The 16671-nt window shown below is 69.4% G+C and carries 14 protein-coding genes; 4 read left to right on the forward strand and 10 right to left on the reverse strand.

Features of this window, described 5'->3' with window-relative positions; translation table 11 throughout:
• Positions 1-16 precede the first annotated feature (16 nt).
• Positions 17-1183: a cysteine desulfurase family protein gene (locus WYM_RS01830; protein ID WP_026059469.1), complete on the reverse strand. Its 1167-nt coding sequence runs from the start codon at positions 1181-1183 to the stop codon at positions 17-19.
• Positions 1184-1295: 112 nt separating this feature from the next.
• On the opposite strand from WYM_RS01830, the gene glgX reads away from it, so the two are divergent.
• From glgX to glgB, 3 genes are all read left to right on the forward strand, one after another.
• A complete protein-coding gene (glgX, locus tag WYM_RS01835; RefSeq protein WP_019179117.1) occupies positions 1296-3380 on the forward strand; it encodes a glycogen debranching protein GlgX in 2085 nt (694 codons plus the stop codon).
• Between the two features lie 92 nt (positions 3381-3472).
• A complete protein-coding gene (locus tag WYM_RS01840) occupies positions 3473-5557 on the forward strand; it encodes a maltotransferase domain-containing protein (protein ID WP_019179118.1) in 2085 nt (694 codons plus the stop codon).
• Entirely contained in the window at positions 5554-7731 is a 2178-nt protein-coding gene (gene glgB / locus WYM_RS01845) for a 1,4-alpha-glucan branching protein GlgB (protein WP_019179119.1), read from the forward strand. The genes WYM_RS01840 and glgB overlap by 4 nt, the downstream gene beginning before the upstream one ends.
• A gap of 8 nt (positions 7732-7739) precedes the next feature.
• Here glgB and WYM_RS18975 read toward each other — a convergent pair whose 3' ends face one another.
• Together WYM_RS18975 and WYM_RS01860 are read right to left on the reverse strand one after the other, a co-directional pair.
• Complete coding sequence (locus WYM_RS18975) at positions 7740-8693, reverse strand: tetratricopeptide repeat protein (protein ID WP_019179120.1); 954 nt, start codon at positions 8691-8693, stop codon at positions 7740-7742.
• Positions 8690-10558: a hypothetical protein gene (locus tag WYM_RS01860; RefSeq protein ID WP_019179121.1), complete on the reverse strand. Its 1869-nt coding sequence runs from the start codon at positions 10556-10558 to the stop codon at positions 8690-8692. Before WYM_RS01860 ends, WYM_RS18975 begins: the two co-directional genes overlap by 4 nt.
• Before the next feature lie 177 nt (positions 10559-10735).
• Here WYM_RS01860 and WYM_RS01865 point away from each other — a divergent pair, with 177 nt between their 5' ends.
• Positions 10736-11800, forward strand: a complete 1065-nt coding sequence (locus WYM_RS01865; protein WP_019179122.1) for an AI-2E family transporter — start codon at positions 10736-10738, stop codon at positions 11798-11800.
• Between the two features lie 4 nt (positions 11801-11804).
• On the opposite strand, the gene WYM_RS01870 is transcribed toward WYM_RS01865, so the two are convergent.
• From WYM_RS01870 to pyrH, 7 genes are read right to left on the reverse strand one after another with little or no spacing between them, the layout of a single operon-like run.
• Positions 11805-12533: an alpha/beta hydrolase gene (locus WYM_RS01870; RefSeq protein ID WP_019179123.1), complete on the reverse strand. Its 729-nt coding sequence runs from the start codon at positions 12531-12533 to the stop codon at positions 11805-11807.
• A gap of 1 nt (position 12534) precedes the next feature.
• Positions 12535-12819, reverse strand: coding sequence for a hypothetical protein (locus WYM_RS01875; protein WP_019179124.1), 285 nt, complete (start codon positions 12817-12819; stop codon positions 12535-12537).
• Between the two features lie 3 nt (positions 12820-12822).
• Entirely contained in the window at positions 12823-13569 is a 747-nt protein-coding gene (locus tag WYM_RS01880; RefSeq protein ID WP_040568963.1) for a lytic transglycosylase domain-containing protein, read from the reverse strand.
• Between the two features lie 57 nt (positions 13570-13626).
• Positions 13627-14190 (reverse strand): DivIVA domain-containing protein, encoded by a 564-nt coding sequence (locus WYM_RS01885; RefSeq protein ID WP_019179126.1) that lies wholly within the window; start codon positions 14188-14190, stop codon positions 13627-13629.
• A complete protein-coding gene (locus WYM_RS01890; protein ID WP_019179127.1) occupies positions 14187-15269 on the reverse strand; it encodes a phosphatidate cytidylyltransferase in 1083 nt (360 codons plus the stop codon). Before WYM_RS01890 ends, WYM_RS01885 begins: the two co-directional genes overlap by 4 nt.
• A gap of 10 nt (positions 15270-15279) precedes the next feature.
• Entirely contained in the window at positions 15280-15834 is a 555-nt protein-coding gene (gene frr / locus WYM_RS01895; protein WP_019179128.1) for a ribosome recycling factor, read from the reverse strand.
• A 51-nt stretch (positions 15835-15885) separates the two neighbouring features.
• Complete coding sequence (pyrH, locus tag WYM_RS01900; protein WP_019179129.1) at positions 15886-16605, reverse strand: UMP kinase; 720 nt, start codon at positions 16603-16605, stop codon at positions 15886-15888.
• Positions 16606-16671: the final 66 nt, after the last annotated feature.

Raw genomic sequence — 16671 nt, forward strand, 5'->3', positions numbered from 1 at the left:
CGGCGCTGCGGCCGGCTCAGCGGCGCCCGGCTGCCGCGCGCGCTCGCTCGACCGCTTCGGGAAGGACCGCCAGAACGGCCGCGATGTCGTCGAGGTGGGTGGTCCGCCCCAGGGTGAACCTGAGCACCTGGCGGGCCTCGGCATCTGTTCGTCCCATCGCCGTGACTACGTGCGAGGGCTCCGGGACGCCGGCCTGACACGCCGAGCCGGTCGATGCGGCGATGCCCGCGCGATCGAGGAGGAACAGCAGGGTCTCTCCCGACGCGCCGGGAAAGAGCACGTGCGCGTTCCCGGGCACCCGCCCGGCGGGATCTCCGAGCAGCTCGGCGTCGGGGATGGCATCCCGGATGCCGTCGACGAGGTGATCACGGAGTGCTCCGAGCCGCCGCGCCTCGGTCTCTCGCTCGGCTTCGGCCAACTCCGCCGCCACGGCGAACGCGATCGCTCCTGCCACGTCCTGGGTGCCGGCACGGAGCCGTCGCTGCTGCCCGCCGCCGTGCACCAGCGGCGAGAGGGACGCCTGCCGTGCGACCACGAGCGCGCCCACCCCGGTGGGGCCGCCGATCTTGTGGGCCGAGACGCTGAGCGCGGCGAGGCCTGCCGAGCCGCGGGCACTCCCCCGCCACCCGCGGAAAGAGACCGGCACGTGGCCGAAGGCGGCGACCGCGTCGAGGTGCAGCGGCGTGCCGGCGTCGGCCGAGGCGGCCGCCAGCGCCGCGGCGTCGTTGACGGTCCCCACCTCGTTGTTCGCCACGAGAGCGGTGGCGAACGCGGCCCCGGGCAGAGCCGAGGCGAACCCTGTCGGCGAGATGCGCCCGATCGCATCGAGCGCCACGTGTCGCACCTGTGCCCCCTGCGCGGCCAGCCACTCGACGGCGTCCAGAGTGGCGTGGTGCTCGCCGTCCGGCAGCACGACGCCATCGGCTTCGGTACGCGCCCACCACAGACCCTTGACCGCGAGGTTCACCGCCTCGGTCCCGCCGGAGGTGAACACGACTTCGATCGGGTCGCAGCCGAGCACCACGGCCAGGCGCTCGCGCGCGTCCTCGAGCGCACGGCGCGCGTGCTGGCCGGCGCCGTGGATCGACGACGCGTTTCCGACGACGTCGGTCGCCTCGAGCCAGGCGGCTCGCGCCTCGGGTCGCAGCGGAGTGGTCGCCGCATGATCGAGATAGACGGTGATGGGTCGTCCCTCCCGATCGCTGTGGGGCTCGTGCGCCTGACGCCCAGTACCGGCGTGCCCGGAACCGGGTCCCGTCACGACGCATGCCCGCTCCATGGTTATGGTAGTCGGCATGGTCACCCCGGACGGCGCTGCCACGATCGCCCCCGCGGGCCTGCTCAGCCCCGCGCTCGACGATCTCGGCGTCGTGCTGGGCGACGGCGGCGGCACGCTGCGGGTCTGGTCCTCAGCCGCCGAGTCGGTCGAACTCGTGATGTTCGACGACACCGACCTCGACTGGATCACGGACACCGTCGCCCTCACCCGGACGGGCGAGGGCGTATGGTCGGCGACCACGCCGCTCCTCCGCGCCGGCGTGCGCTACGGCGTCCGGGTGGACGGCCCGCAGGCTCCCGGGAACACGTTCAATCGGGGAACGCTCCTCCTTGATCCGTACGCTCGCGGACTGGTCCGCACCGGATATGACGGGTGGCGTTCGGCCGTGGTCGACGGATCCTTCGACTGGGGCGGTGTCACCAAGCCCGCCGTGCCCATGGACCGCACGGTCGTCTACGAAGGTCACCTGAAGGGCCTCTCCAAGCGGCACCCCGACGTTCCGGGCGCGCTGCGCGGCACCTACGCCGGACTCGCGCATCCGGCGATGGTGCAGCACTTCCTCGATCTCGGCGTCACCAGCATCCAGCTCCTGCCGGTCCACGCGTTCGCGACCGAGCCGCGCCTTCTCCAGCATGGACTGACGAACTACTGGGGCTACAACACGCTCAACTTCTTCGCACCTCACGCCGAGTATGCGACGGAGGACGCGCGCCGCCAGGGGCCCGAGGCGGTCCTGCGCGAGTTCAAGGGAATGGTGCGCCTTCTTCACGAGGCGGGTCTCGAGGTGATCCTCGACGTCGTCTACAACCACACCGCCGAGGAAGGCATCGGCGGTCCCCGCTCGAGTCTGCGCGGCATCGACAATCGCGCCTACTACCGGCAGCAGGACGACGGCGCGTACATCGACGTCACCGGCTGCGGCAACTCCCTCGACACCTCGACCGACGCCGCCGCGCGGTTGGTCCTCGACTCGCTGCGGTACTGGGCGCAGGAGGTGCAGATCGACGGCTTCCGCTTCGACCTGGCCGCCACGCTCGGCCGCGACGCGTCCCACTCGTTCACCCCCGACCATCCGCTGCTGCGGGCCATCGTCGACGACCCGGCGCTGGAGGGCGTGAAGAAGATCGCCGAGCCGTGGGATGTCGGCATGGGCGGCTGGCAGACCGGCAACTTCGGCGACGGCTGGAGCGAGTGGAACGACCGCTACCGCGACCGCGTCCGCAACTTCTGGCTGAGCGATGTCGACTACGCCCGCCGGGCCTCGACCTCACCGGTGGGCATCGGCGGCTTCGCGACCCGGCTGGCCGGCTCGGCCAACACGTTCAGCTCCGATCGCGGCCCTCTGGCCGGGGTCAACTTCGTCACGGCGCACGACGGGTTCACCCTGCGCGACCTCGTGAGCTACGACGTCAAGCACAACCTCGGCAACGGCGAGCACAACCGGGACGGCGCGGACACGAATCGCTCCTTCAACCACGGCGCAGAGGGCCCGACCGACGATCCGCACATCCTCGCCACCCGCCGCAAGGCGATGCGCAACCTGCTCGGCACGCTCCTGCTCTCCGCGGGCGTGCCCATGCTCACCGCCGGAGACGAATTCGGCAGGACACAGCGCGGCAACAACAACGCGTACTGCCACGACTCGGCCTTGACCTGGCTCGCCTGGGAGCACGCGGACTGGCAGCTCGAGCTCCATGCGCATGTTCGTCATCTGCTGCGCATGCGTCGTGAGAACCCCGCGCTCAGGCCGATGCGCTTCGCGAGGCTGGAGGGGCAGACACCGTCGGCCTCGGTCATGGAGTGGTACGACGAGCACGGTCGCACGATGTCGATCGACCGGTGGACCGATCCGGCCCATCGCACGCTCCAGTACGTCGCGGCGTCGACGCCCGAGACCGAGGAGTTCAATCGCGTACTGCTCATGGTCCACGGGACCGAGCGCCCGGTCGACGTCACCCTTCCCGAGATCGACGGCGTGACGCGGTTCGTCTCGCTCTGGTCGAGCGCGGAAGAGGCGCCCGCCACGCACGGCACGCATCACGCGCCGGGCGAGTCCATCGCTCTGCCCGGGACCGCCATGCACCTCTTCCGGGCCGAGTGACGCAAGGCACGCGGGTGGAGGTCCTGTCAAGCCCCCCGGGGCCGGAGTGGGTCTCCTGTGAAGCCTGCCCGGGGGCAGGGTAGGTTCGAGACGTGGTCACGTCGACGCGCTCCGCGCGCTCCCGCCCGTGGCGGAGCGCATCAGCCATCCCTGTCCGCGATGCCCGAGCTCTCGAGGCCGGGCGAGCAACGACGACGCGACGGATTCCGCTCGCGAAGCCGTCGCCCGCCGTTCCGTGGGGTGACTACCGGCCGAAGGCCTATGTCCAGGAGATCGTCCCGTTCCGCGTGACGGCATTCCGGGAAGGGCACGACCGTATCGGCGTCCACCTGAGGCTCTTCTCGCCCTCCGGTGACGAGTCGCTGCATCGGCTGCGCGCTCTCGGCGACGGCCTGGACGGCTGGCAGACCGAAGTCGCCGTGCTCGAGGAGGGCGTCTGGCGCTTCCGCTTCGAGTCGTTCGGCGACGACTTCGCGACCTGGCAGCATGCCGCAGACCTGAAGATCGCGGCGGGCGTCGACGCCGAGGTGATGCGCGAGCTGGGCGCTCTGCTGTTCACGCGCGCGGCGGCCGAGAGGTCGCGGCCGGCTCCACAGCGCCAGCGACTCACGGACGCGGCATCCGCTCTGCGCGACGCGGGGGTGAGTGATGAGGCGGCGCTCGAGATCGTCAACGACTCCGCCATCGGCACATTCTTCGCCGATCGGCCGCTGATGTCGCTGGTCACCGTCGCCGATGACCACGAGCTGCTGGTCGAGCGCGAGCGCGCCGGCGTCGGCGCCTGGTACGAGTTCTTCCCCCGCTCCGAGGGTGCCAAGCAGCTCAAGGACGGCACCGTCAAGAGCGGCACCTTCCGCAGTGCCATGAAGCGTCTTCCGGATGTCGCGGCGATGGGCTTCGACGTCGTCTATCTGCCCCCGATCCATCCGATCGGCCAGACGAACCGCAAGGGTCGCAACAACACGCTCCAGGCCCATCCGGGTGACCCCGGCTCCCCCTATGCGATCGGCGCCGCAGATGGCGGTCACGACGCCATCCACTCCGATCTCGGCACGCCGGCTGACTTCCGCGCGTTCATCCGCGCGGCGGCGGGCAACGGCATGGAGGTCGCGCTCGACCTCGCCCTGCAGGCCTCGCCCGATCACCCGTGGGTGACCGCGCACCCGGAGTGGTTCACGGTCCTTCCCGACGGCACCATCGCCTATGCCGAGAACCCGCCGAAGAAGTATCAGGACATCTACCCGGTCAACTTCGACCGCGATCCGGACGGGATCTACGCGGAGGTCCTGCGCATCGTGCGCCACTGGGTGGCGCAGGGCGTGAAGATCTTCCGGGTCGACAACCCGCACACCAAGCCGCTGCAGTTCTGGGAGTGGCTCATCGCCACGGTGAACGCCGAGAATCCCGAGGTGATCTTCCTCTCGGAGGCCTTCACCCGCCCGGCCGTGATGCAGAGCCTCGCCGCCGTCGGATTCCAGCAGAGCTACTCCTACTTCACCTGGCGCAACACCAAGGAGGAGCTCGAGGAGTTCCTCTCGTCCGTCGCCCATGAGACGGCCGATTTCCTGCGCCCGAATCTCTTCGTCAACACCCACGACATCCTGACCGAGTACCTCCAGTTCGGAGGGCGGCCGGCCTACCGGATCCGCGCCGCCATCGCCGCGACGGCTGCGCCGACGTACGGGGTGTACGCGGGCTACGAGCTGTACGAGAACGTGGCACGGCCAGGCTCGGAAGAGAACATCGACAACGAGAAGTACGAGTACAAGTTCCGTGACTGGGCGGGCGCGATGGAACGCGGCGACTCGCTCGCTCCATTCCTGACGCGCCTCAACGAGATCCGTCGCGACCACCCGGCCCTGCGGCAGCTGCGCAACCTCAGCGTCCACTGGAGCGACGACGACGCCATCTTGGTCTACGCCAAGCACCTGGATGCCGCGCTGTCGCCCGACGGGCGCAGCGACACGATCATCGTGGTCGTCAACACCGACCCGCATTCGGTCCGCCAGACGATGGTGCACCTCGACACCCGTGTGTGGGGCGTCGAGCCGGGCTCTCCCTTCGAGGTCGAGGACCTCCTCACCGGTGCACAGTGGACGTGGTCCGATCACAACTTCGTGATGCTGGACGCGTTCACCGAGCCGGTCCACATCCTGCACGTCAAGGAGTCCCGATGACCTCTCCCGAACAGCTCTTCGACGCAGTCGCCGCAGGCTCGCACCACGATCCGCATGCGGTGCTCGGCATCCACCCGGAGACGGACGCGGAGGGCGGCACGACCTTGGTCATCCGCGCCCGTCGGCCGCTCGCACGCAGCGTCACGGCTGTCTTCGACGACGGCACGCGGGTTCCGCTCGAGCATGTCCGTGCGGGCATCTGGGAGGGAACGCGCGCGGGGGGACCTCAGGGCTACCGCCTGTCGGCCTCGTACCAGGACGGCCCCGACTACGTCGCGGACGACCCGTACCGGCACTCACCGACCATCGGCGAGCTCGACCTGCACCTGATAGGCGAAGGCCGCCACGAGGAACTGTGGCGCGTCCTGGGCTCTCACGTGCGCGAGCAGGGCGGCTCGACCGGCACCTCGTTCACGGTCTGGGCCCCCAACGCCCGGGCCGTGCGGGTCGTCGGCGACTTCAACGGCTGGGACGGCCAGGGGCATGCGATGCGCTCGATGGGCGGCAGCGGCGTGTGGGAGCTCTTCATCCCCGGCGTGGGCGCCGGCGCGGCCTACAAGTACGAGATCCTCGGGCGCCGGGGCGACTGGGCCGTCAAGGCCGACCCGATGGCGCGGTTCGCCGAGGTGCCGCCGGCGACGGCCTCCGTCGTGGTGGAGTCCGCCTACACCTGGCGCGACACGGACTGGATGACTCGTCGCTCGCGCGCCACTCCGGTCTCGAGTCCGATGTCCGTCTACGAGCTGCACCTGGGCTCGTGGCGTCAGGGTCTGTCGTACCGCGACGCTGCGGACGAGATCGTCGAGTACGTGACGGCGCAGGGTTTCACGCACGTCGAGTTCCTGCCGCTGGCCGAGCATCCCTTCGGCGGATCATGGGGCTATCAGGTGACCGGCTACTACGCCCCGACGAGCCGCTACGGGCAGCCTGACGATCTGCGCTACCTGATCGACCGGCTGCACCAGGCCGACATCGGCGTGATCATGGACTGGGTGCCGGGGCACTTCCCGAAGGACGCGTTCGCGCTCGCCCGGTTCGACGGCGAGCCGCTCTACGAGCACCCTGACCCTCGGCGCGGCGAGCACCGCGACTGGGGCACCTACATCTTCGACTACGGCCGCAACGAAGTGAGGAACTTCCTCGTCGCCAACGCGCTGTACTGGTTCGAGGAGTTCCACGTCGACGGACTGCGTGTCGACGCGGTCGCGTCCATGCTGTACCTCGACTACTCCCGCAACGAGGGAGAGTGGGCCCCGAACGTGCACGGCGGACGGGAGAACCTCGAGGCGATCCGCTTCCTGCAGGAGGTCAACGCCACCGCCTACAAGCGCTATCCGGGCATCGCGATGATCGCCGAGGAGTCCACCAGCTTCCCCGGTGTCACGGCTCCGACCAGCCGGGCGGGTCTGGGCTTCGGCTTCAAGTGGAACATGGGCTGGATGAACGACTCGCTGCAGTACATCAAGCGAGACCCCATGTACCGGTCCCACCACGAGGGCGAGCTCTCGTTCTCGTTCGTCTACGCCTTCAGCGAGAACTTCGTGCTGCCCATCAGCCACGACGAGGTGGTGCACGGGAAGGGGAGCCTGTTCGGACGCATGCCCGGCGACCACTGGCAGAAGCTGGCCAACATGCGCGCCTTCCTTGCGTACATGTGGGGTCACCCGGGCAAGCAGCTGCTGTTCATGGGCCAGGAGTTCGGACAGCTCTCGGAGTGGTCCGAGGGTCGCTCACTGGACTGGTGGCTGCTCGATCAGCCGTCGCACGCGCAGCTTCTCGATTTCGTCGCGGTGCTCAACGGCGTCTATCGCGCCCACTCGGCGCTGTGGTCGCGCGATGCGGATGGGACGGCATTCACGCGTCTCGGATCTCCGCGCTGGAACTCGAACGTGACCGCTTTCGCGCGCCGGGACCACCACGGCAACGCTGTGGTGGTCGTCGCGAACTTCTCCGGACAGACCATCTCGTCGTACGAGCTCGACCTTCCCGAGCGCGGCGTGTGGCACGAGATCCTCAACACCGATGCGCAGGCCTACGGCGGATCCGGCGTCGGCAATCTCGGCGTCGTGCATGCGGGCGACGGCGGTCGCGCTTCGCTGGTACTGCCACCCCTCGGAGTGCTGTGGCTGCGCCACGACCCCGAGGCTCACATCCCCTCGCCCACCCAGGGCTGAGGGGCGAGTCAGAACAGCAGCGACGCGAGCCGGCCCCGCGCGGCGATGACGCGGGGGTCGGCGTCGCCGACGACACCGAAGAGCTCGAGCAGGCGCTCCTGCACGGGCGCACGCCCGTCGGACGGCAGCTGCGCGAACAGGTCGAGGAGCCGGATGAAGGCGTCCTCGACGTGGCCACCGGCGACGTCGAGGTCGGCCACCGTCAGCTGAGCGGCGATATCGGTGGGAGCTGCGGCGGCAGCGGACCGCGCAGCCTGCAGGTCGGCGCCCTGGACCCGATCGAGGAGGCGGACCTGACCGAGACCGGCTCGTGCCTCGGCATCGCGCGGATTCTCGGCGAGGGCCTTCTCGTAGGCGGTGATGGCGCGCGGGTAGTCGCCGGCCTCGATCGCGTCGTACGCCTCTGCGTGAAGCGGCGGCAGCGCGGGCTCCACGGCGGTCTCGGGCTCGGCGTCGCCGTCGCCGTCGACGGATGCCGTGCCGGTCACGCCGTTCTGGGCTGCGAGCTGCAGCAGCTGACCGAAGACCTCACGGACCTGCTGCTCGGGGACGGCGCCGTTGAACAGCGGCACCGGCTGTCCGCCGACGAGGGCCACCACCATGGGGATCGACTGCGCGCGGAACGCCTGCGACAGCTGCGGGTTGGCGTCCACGTCGACCTTCGCGAGCACGACGCGGCCCGCGAGCTCGGTGACGACGCGCTCGAGGACCGGGCTGAGCTGCTTGCACGGGCCGCACCATTCGGCCCACAGGTCCACGACGACCGGGACCGTGCGGGAGAGCTCCAGCACCTGCGGGAAGGTCTCGTCCGTGACGTCGATCACGAGTGAGGGAACCACGACACCACCCCCTCCGCCGGGTGCTGCGGGCGCATCGGCGGCGGACGGTGCCGCGGGCCGATTGCGCAGGGTCGAGAGGTCGACGGCGCCGCGCAGAGCCGGGCCGAGGGCGGGATCGCTCACGAGATCACCTTCGCGTCGAGGATGTCGGAGGAATAGCCCAGCAGACGGATCTTCTCGTTCGATCCGGGGCCGGGCACGTAGAAGAAGACCTGATCGCTGAACGTCGTGAAGAACCCGGTCGCCGACTGGTCGGCGCCGGAGAGCGTCTTGACCGTCGGGGTGTTGTCGGTCTTGATGACGGCGTCGGGGTTCGTCGGCTTGGCGGTGTCGGTCTCGTTGATGTTCACGGCGACGATCGCGCCGCTTTCGATCGTGGCGAGTGCGAACGACTCCTGCGCTCCCGGACCGGACTGGAACTCGAGCGTCCCGGTGCCCGCTCCGGTCTGATTGAAGTCGTCGAGCCGTCGCTGACGATCCGCGGCGATGCTCGCACGGAGCTGATCACCCTCGGCTTCGAACATCGGATAGTACGCGCTGTCCTCGCCGTTGTTGATCACGTCGGAATACGCTGCCGCGACCTCCTCGGGCGGCATGAGCAGGAAGGGCGAGTCCGGCTCGACCTGCGGCGCCCCGATGTAGGCGGGGGCCAGCTCCGGAAGGGTCGTCGACGCCTCCAGGCTGGCGACGTAGGACAGCTTGTAGTCGGACCATGCGTCCTGCTGCGTCATCACCATGATGCTGGAGGTCTTCGAGGCGTCGTCGTCGGCGACGGCGATGAACGAGCGCGGCCAGCCCTCGAAGGCCTGGGGAAGGATGACCTCGAGCGGCTTTGCCAGGATCGCCGGCGGGACGGTGTAGTCCGAGATGGCGGCACGCAGCTTGTAGTTCGTCTTGCGTGCTTCGAGCGCCGCCCCCTCCAAGCGGGTGGCGGCGAGGTCGGCATCGAGGGCCGCATCGGCGTCCGCCACGGTCGCGGAGATGCGCGTGAGGATGCGCTCCGCCTGAGCCTTCGTGACGGCAGGCTGCTGCTGCCCCTCCGGTGCCACCACCGTCGCGGTCGGCGTCGGCGTCGCGCTGGGGACCAACTGCGGCCAGGCATCGGCCGAACAGCCGGTGAACAGCAGTGCAGACACGGCCACCGCAGGGACGACGGCGAACGCCCGGCGACCGCCGGTGACCGCGCGACGCGAGCCCGAGCTGCTGATCACGCCCTTGTCGGCGCCCTCGACAGCGAGGTCGATGGGCTCCGTCACCGCGAGCGGAAGACCCTTGCGACGCGGTCCGCGCGAGCGACGCGCATGACGGATGCCGAGGATGTAGAGGAAGACGCCGACCGCCATGAGAATGCTGCCACCGACGATGAGCGGACCCGCCCACGGAGTCGAGGTCCGAAGCGGCCATGACACCGACACGGCTGCCGGCGCAGCGGCCTGCCCGTCGGTCGCGATGAGGACGCTCATCTCTTCGGGAAGCTGAAGCGGCGCGATGAGCAGGTCGGCCTGCTGGTACTCGTCGAGCCACAGGTCGGAACCGACCGGGTCGCGCAGCGGGGCCTCGGTCGCGGCATCCGTCGATCCTTCTTCCGCCGCCTCCTCAGGCGCTGCCTCGCCCTCTGCGGCTTCGCCTTCGGCCGGCTCGGTCGCGGCGCCGGTCTCGGTCGGCTGCGGCTCGACGAGCGTGGTCTCGACCGCGTCCGCGTCCTCGAGGGTGACGTGGTTGTACTCGGTGTCGGCCAGCCATGCTTGGACGTCGGCCGTACGGCCGTACGAGGCGAAGATCTCGCCCTCTCCTCGGGCGCGCAGCGTCTGCGTTCCCGGCAGCTGGTTGAGAACCGCGCCATCGATCAGAAGGTACGGGGCGTCGTCCTCGACCGAGATCGTCGCGGTCTCGGTCCGGGGTCCCTGGAAGATCGTCCGCTGGGCGATGCCCGCCCCGATCATCACGGCGGCGAGCACGAAAGCCGCCACGGCCCACACGAAACGCACGAATAACACCTTTCCGAGGGCGCGCAGACACGGCGGCGCCCTTCGATTCGACATTTCAGCCTAGCGGTCCCGACCTGAAAGCGCCCCGGGAGGCGCCATTGCCGGGGCTGAACGCGGGTCGTGCGTATCCTGACGGAACAGACACCGGCGCGTGCGCGCCGAGGGAGGGGTCCGTCCGTGAAGATCCACAATCCGTTCCGCGTGGCGTTCGTCGGCACGCTGGGCGTCGGACTCGGGCTCCTGCTCATCGGCAGTGTTCAGACGCTGTCGACGATCCTGCTGTACGTCGGCACGGCGCTGTTCCTCTCGCTCGGACTGGACCCGATCGTCGGCTGGCTGGAACGGCGGAAGCTGCCTCGGTGGGCGGCCGTTCTGGTGACCATCCTCGGTGTGCTGGCCGCCTTCGCAGGCATCATCCTCATGATCGTCCCGATCATCGTGGAGCAGGTGGGACAGCTGGTCGCGGCGATCCAGGAGCTCTTCGACGACGGGCAGTGGGATCCGGTGGGCGAGCTGCGGGAGTGGATGACCGACACCTTCCCCTTGTTGAGGGTGGACGACGTCTTCGAGTACGTGCAGGAGTGGCTCAACTCCCTCGACTACGGCGCGATCGGCGGAACGATCGGCGAGAGCATCATCGTGATCGGTGGAACCATCCTGGCGGGGTTCGCGGGGGCGTTCATCATCCTGATCCTGACGATCTACTTCACCGCGTCGACACCCAGCCTGAAGCGCTCCGTCTATCAGCTGGTCCCCGCCTCCAAGCGGGCTCGGTTCATCGACCTCGGCGAGCAGATCACCGACTCCGTCGGCTACTACGTCATCGGGCAGGTCAGCCTCGGCGTCATCAATGGCGTGCTGAGCGCCATCTTCCTCTCGATCATCGGGGCGCCCTTCCCCGCTGTCCTCGCGGTCATCGCCTTCTTCTTCTCGCTGATCCCCCTGGTGGGCACGCTCACCGGATCGACGATCATCGTGCTCACGTGCCTCGGCCTCGGCTCGCCGACCATCGCGCTCATCGCCGCGATCTACTACCTGGTGTACATGCAGATCGAGGCCTACGTGATCTCGCCGCGCATCATGGGACGGGCCGTCGCGGTGCCGGGAGCCGTCGTGGTCATCGCCGCCCTCGCGGGAGGGTCGCTCCTGGGCCTTCTCGGCGCCCTCGTCGCGATTCCCGTCGCCGCCAGCATCCTGATCATCTATCGCCAGGTGGTGATCCCGCGACAGAACGAGAGGTGATCCGTCAGGCCTCCGCCACGATCGCGCCGTGCCACTCGGTGGCGAGCGGCAGCGCGTCGGGGTTGACGGCGGCGACGATCTCGGTGAGCACGCGGCGGGTCTGGCTCTCGCCCACCCAGAGGTGCTTTCCGCCTTCCACCGGGATCAGCACCGCCTCGGGCACGACGGCGAAGCGCTGAGCTGCGGCATCCGGTCGCAGGTAGTCGTCGAACTCGGGCACCAGGACGACGAGCGGACGGGTCTCCCCCGCCCATGCCGCCACCTCGTCGTCGGTCGCCCGATGCAGCGGCGGCGAGAGCAGCACCGTTCCCTCGATCGGATGATCCCGCCCGTATTTCAACGCGAGCTCAGTGCCGAAGGACCAGCCGACCAGCCACGGGCGCGGCAGACCGCGCTCGGTCACGAAGTCCATGGCGGCGGCGAGGTCGAAGGCCTCGGCCCGGCCTCCGTCGAACGCGCCCTCGCTCGTTCCCCGTGGCGAGGTGGTTCCGCGGGTGTTGAAGCGCAGGACAGCCAGATCCGCCAAAGCGGGCAGGCGGGCGGCGGCCTTGCGGAGGATGTGCGAGTCCATGAAGCCGCCCGCGGTCGGCAGCGGATGCAGCGTGACCAGGGTCGCCACCGGATCGCGGCCCTCGGGGAGCGCGAGCTCTCCGACCAGCGTCAGCCCGTCGAGCGTCTCCAGCTCGATGTCCTCTCGCCGCGCCGGCAGCAGCATCGGTCCGCGAATCTCCATGTCAGGCCACCTTCCAACAGTGCTGATGCCAGTGCCGCCGCGCCGCCAGGTCGGCGGAGTCGCCCAGCACGCCATCCGCTCGCCACGCGACGAGATGCGCGACTCCCGCCTCGATCCCGCGACCGCACCCCGGGCACGTGTAACTTTTCTGAGCCTGTGCGGCCGAGACCGGCTGCACGGTCCACTGCACGCCGCGCCGCACCTCGGTCCGCTTCCAGCCCGCCAGCAGGCGCTCGAAGGATTCATCGCCGCTGTGATCGGATCGGCGACGGTTGGACCGCGGCATGACTCAGTACCAGCCGACCCGCTGCGAATGGTCCCAGGCGCCGCAGGGCGTTCCATAGCGGCCGCCGATGTACCCCAGGCCCCAGGTGATCTGCGTCGCGGGGTTCGTCTCCCAGTCGGCACCCGCGGAGGCCATCTTGCTGCCGGGAAGGGATTGAGGGATGCCGTAGGCGCCGCTGCCCGCGTTGTACGCGTTCACGCGCCACCCCGACTCCTTGTTCCACAGCGCCACCAGGCAGGCGAACTGATCCTCGCCCCACCCCCGCGCCAGCACCATCTCGTAGGCGATGGCCTGGGCCGATCCGGGATCGGGCGTGACGAACGGCGGGCGCCACCCGCCTCCGGAGGAGGACGTGCTCGTCGACTTGGGCTGCGCGGTGGGCGTGGGTGTGGGCTTGGGCTTGACGTACACGGTGTAGCTGTCGCGATCCAGCACCGCAGGCTCTGCCGGTGCCGCGTCCTCCTCCGCGAGGAGACGCTGGACGTCGCCGAGCGAGCTGGCGTACAGCGAGATGGGCGGGTGCTCCTCGGCGTTCGCCTCGGCCAGGGCGAGCCCCGTCGGGCCGATGTACGCGGCGACGAACCCGACGGCCGCGAAGGCGGCGAACACGCCGAGGACACCGCGCCGACGCGACCACCGGGTGCGCTTCGGAGCCGGACGCGATCGCGCGTGCAGGGGTGCTTCCGCAACGGTCGACACTGCCGGACGACGGGTGCGCCGAGTCGGGGTCAGGTCGGTTCCGGAAGTCACAGTGGTCCCGATTCTAGCCATGCCCGCTCGACCCTGCCATCCGCGACGAAGCCGGTCTCAGCGCACCGCGAGCATGACCTCTACGACGGCATCGAGGACGGCGTCCACCTGCACCTCGCGGTAGCCCCCGCGCTGCATGCGGAAGGCGACCGAGCGCACCTGCTCGACCGTGAGCGCGTCGCCGGTCTCGAGGTAGCGCGCGATCTTGTCGGAGACGAGGTCGACCTCATCGATCCGATAGCCGTAGCGCAGCGCGGAGACGGTGTCGAAGCGCTGACGCCGGGGTCGCGAAAGCCGATCGAGGACCGTCTGGGCGGTCTCGCGCGTGTGCCCGACCCACTCCCGAGCCCCGGCGCGAGACATCGCCGTGGTGCGCTCGCGCGCGGCGAAGGCATCCTCGATCCGCCCGAGGGCGGCGTCGACCGATGCGATCGTGTAGCCGTGGCGCACCAGCGGGAAGGCGACCCGGCGGACGTCGGCCGAGGTGAGATCGTCGGCTCCGGCCTCGAACGATGCGCGCGCCCGGTCGAGGAACTCGTCGACCGCGCCCTTCTCGTACCCCTTCTCGCGCCCTCGGGCCTCGGGGAACGAGACGCGCGACTGCGCCTCGGAAGTCGTCATGATGGCACCGTCCCGGAGACGATCGGTGTGAAGAGGTAGTAGAGCGCGAGCGCGGCGACGGTCGACGGAAGGATCGAGTCGAGCCTGTCGAGCACCCCGCCGTGGCCAGGAAGCCAAGAGCTCATGTCCTTGATGCCGAGGTCGCGCTTGATCATCGACTCGCCGAGATCGCCCGCTGTCGCCGTCCCGAGGACCAGCAGCCCGAGCACGACGCCCATCCACCACTCCAGGCCGAGCATGTACATGCCGGTCAGCACGCCCGCGATCACGGCCGCGGCGGCCGCACCGGCGAAGCCCTCCCACGTCTTCTTGGGGCTGATGCGCGGCGCCATCGGGTGCTTGCCGAACGAGATCCCCGCGACATAGGCGCCGGTGTCGACCGCGACGGCGACGATGATGAACGCCAGCACCCACCACTCGCCGCCGTCCTGCGCGAGCAGCACGATGCACAGGCTCGCGAGGAAAGAGACGTAGAGCTGGATGAACGCCCCCACGAGGACGTCACCGAGCACCATCCCGTAGGTTCGGTCGTCGTTCGTCGCCATCTGCGCCACCAGGCGCCACACCACCACGACCGCCAGGACGACGAAGAGCACGATCCACTGGAGCCAGGCGTCCACGAAGTAGGCTCCGAGCACGACCACCGCGCCTGCGATCAGCTGAGGAACGAGGTCGACCCGCCGGCCGCTCGCGCTGAGCGCGCGCGAGAACTCGAAGATCGCCAGCAGGACCGCTGCGAGAGCGAAGATCAGGAACGCCCACTTGACGAAGAGCAGCGACCCGAGCAGCACGGCGCCGATCGCGAGTCCGATGAGGATCGCCAGGATCAGGTCGCGGCCGGTGCGCGCCTTGATGCGCTCGTTGGCCTCGTCGAACTCGGCCCGTGCCTGAGCGACCTGACTCTCCAGCTCGCTGCGCGCGGCACGGATATGGGACTGCAGGACCGCCGCAGGATCGTTGGGGTCCAGCGCACGGCGGGCGTCGGCCTCCTCACGCCGGGCTTCGTGGAGCTCTCGGCGTGTGAGCGGGAGGTCGTGGGACTCGCTGCCGCTCCCGGCTCCTCCGGATGCGTCGGTCATGGGCGGTTTCTCAGACCTCGAGAAGCTCGGCCTCTTTGCGCTTGAGAGCCTCGTCGATGGCGTCGACGTGGGTGCGCGTGAGCGTGTCGAGCTCCTTCTCGGCGCGGCCGAGCTCGTCCTCCCCGACATCGCTCTTGAGAGCGTCCAGATCGTCCTTCGCCTTGCGACGGATGCCGCGGACGTGCACCTTGGCGTCCTCGCCCTTGGAGCGCACGATCTTGACGAACTCCTTGCGACGCTCGGCCGTCAGCTCGGGCAGCGTGACCCGTACGATGTTGCCGTCGTTGGTGGGATTCGCACCGAGGTTCGGCTGGTCGCGGATGGCCTGCTCGATCGCCTTCAGGGCCGACTTGTCGTATGGGGTGACGACGAGGGTGCGCGCCTCGGTGTTGTTCAGCGAAGCCAGCTGTGCCAGCGGCGTGGGGGTGCCGTAGTAGTCGACGAGGATCTTCTGGAACAGCTGCGGGTTCGCCCGTCCCGTGCGCACGGTGGCGAAGTCCTCCTTCGCAGCCTCGACGGCGCGGTCCATGCGCGCTCGGGCATCATTCAAGACGTCCGCGATCACAGTGTCTCCTTCGCGTTGATGGGGCGGGTCAAGTGTATCGGCGGGCGGGCGTCACGCCGTGACGAGCGTGCCGATGGAATCCCCGAGGAGTGCGCGGGTCACATTTCCAGCCGGCTCCATGCCGAAGACCCGCATGTCCATCTTGTTGTCCATGCACAGGCTGAACGCCGTCGAGTCCACGACCTTGAGCCCGCGCTGGAGGGCATCGAGGTATGTGATCCGGTCGATGCGGGTGGCCGAGGCATCCTTCTTGGGATCGGCGGTGTACACGCCGTCCACGCCGTTCTTCGCCACCAGCACCTCCTGCGCGCCGATCTCGAGAGCGCGCTGGGCGGCGACGGTGTCGGTCGAGAAGTACGGCAGGCCCGCACCGGCGCCGAAGATCACGACGCGCCCCTTCTCCATATGGCGCTCCGCGCGACGCGGGATGTACGGCTCCGCCACCTGCGTCATCGAGATCGCGGACTGCACCCGCGTCGCGGCGCCCGCCTGCTCGAGGAAGTCCTGCAGCGCCAGAGCGTTCATGACGGTGCCGAGCATGCCCATGTAGTCGGCGCGCCCGCGGTCCATGCCCCGCTGGCTCAGCTCCGCGCCGCGGAAGAAGTTCCCGCCGCCGACGACGACGGCGATCTCGACCCGGTCGACCGCCGCGGCGATCTCGCGGGCCATCTGGCCCACCACGTCGGGGTTGACGCCGAGCTGGCCGGCTCCGAACGCCTCCCCGGAAAGCTTCAGGAGGACGCGACGGCGTCCGGTGGTCTCGTTGATCACTGTGGTCCTCTCGTTGACGACAAACTACCGAAGGGCATGAGAAAAGGCCCGCATCGCGGACGATGC

Origin of the sequence: Microbacterium yannicii PS01 (genome assembly GCF_000304335.1) — a bacterium.
GTDB lineage: Bacteria > Actinomycetota > Actinomycetes > Actinomycetales > Microbacteriaceae > Microbacterium > Microbacterium yannicii_A.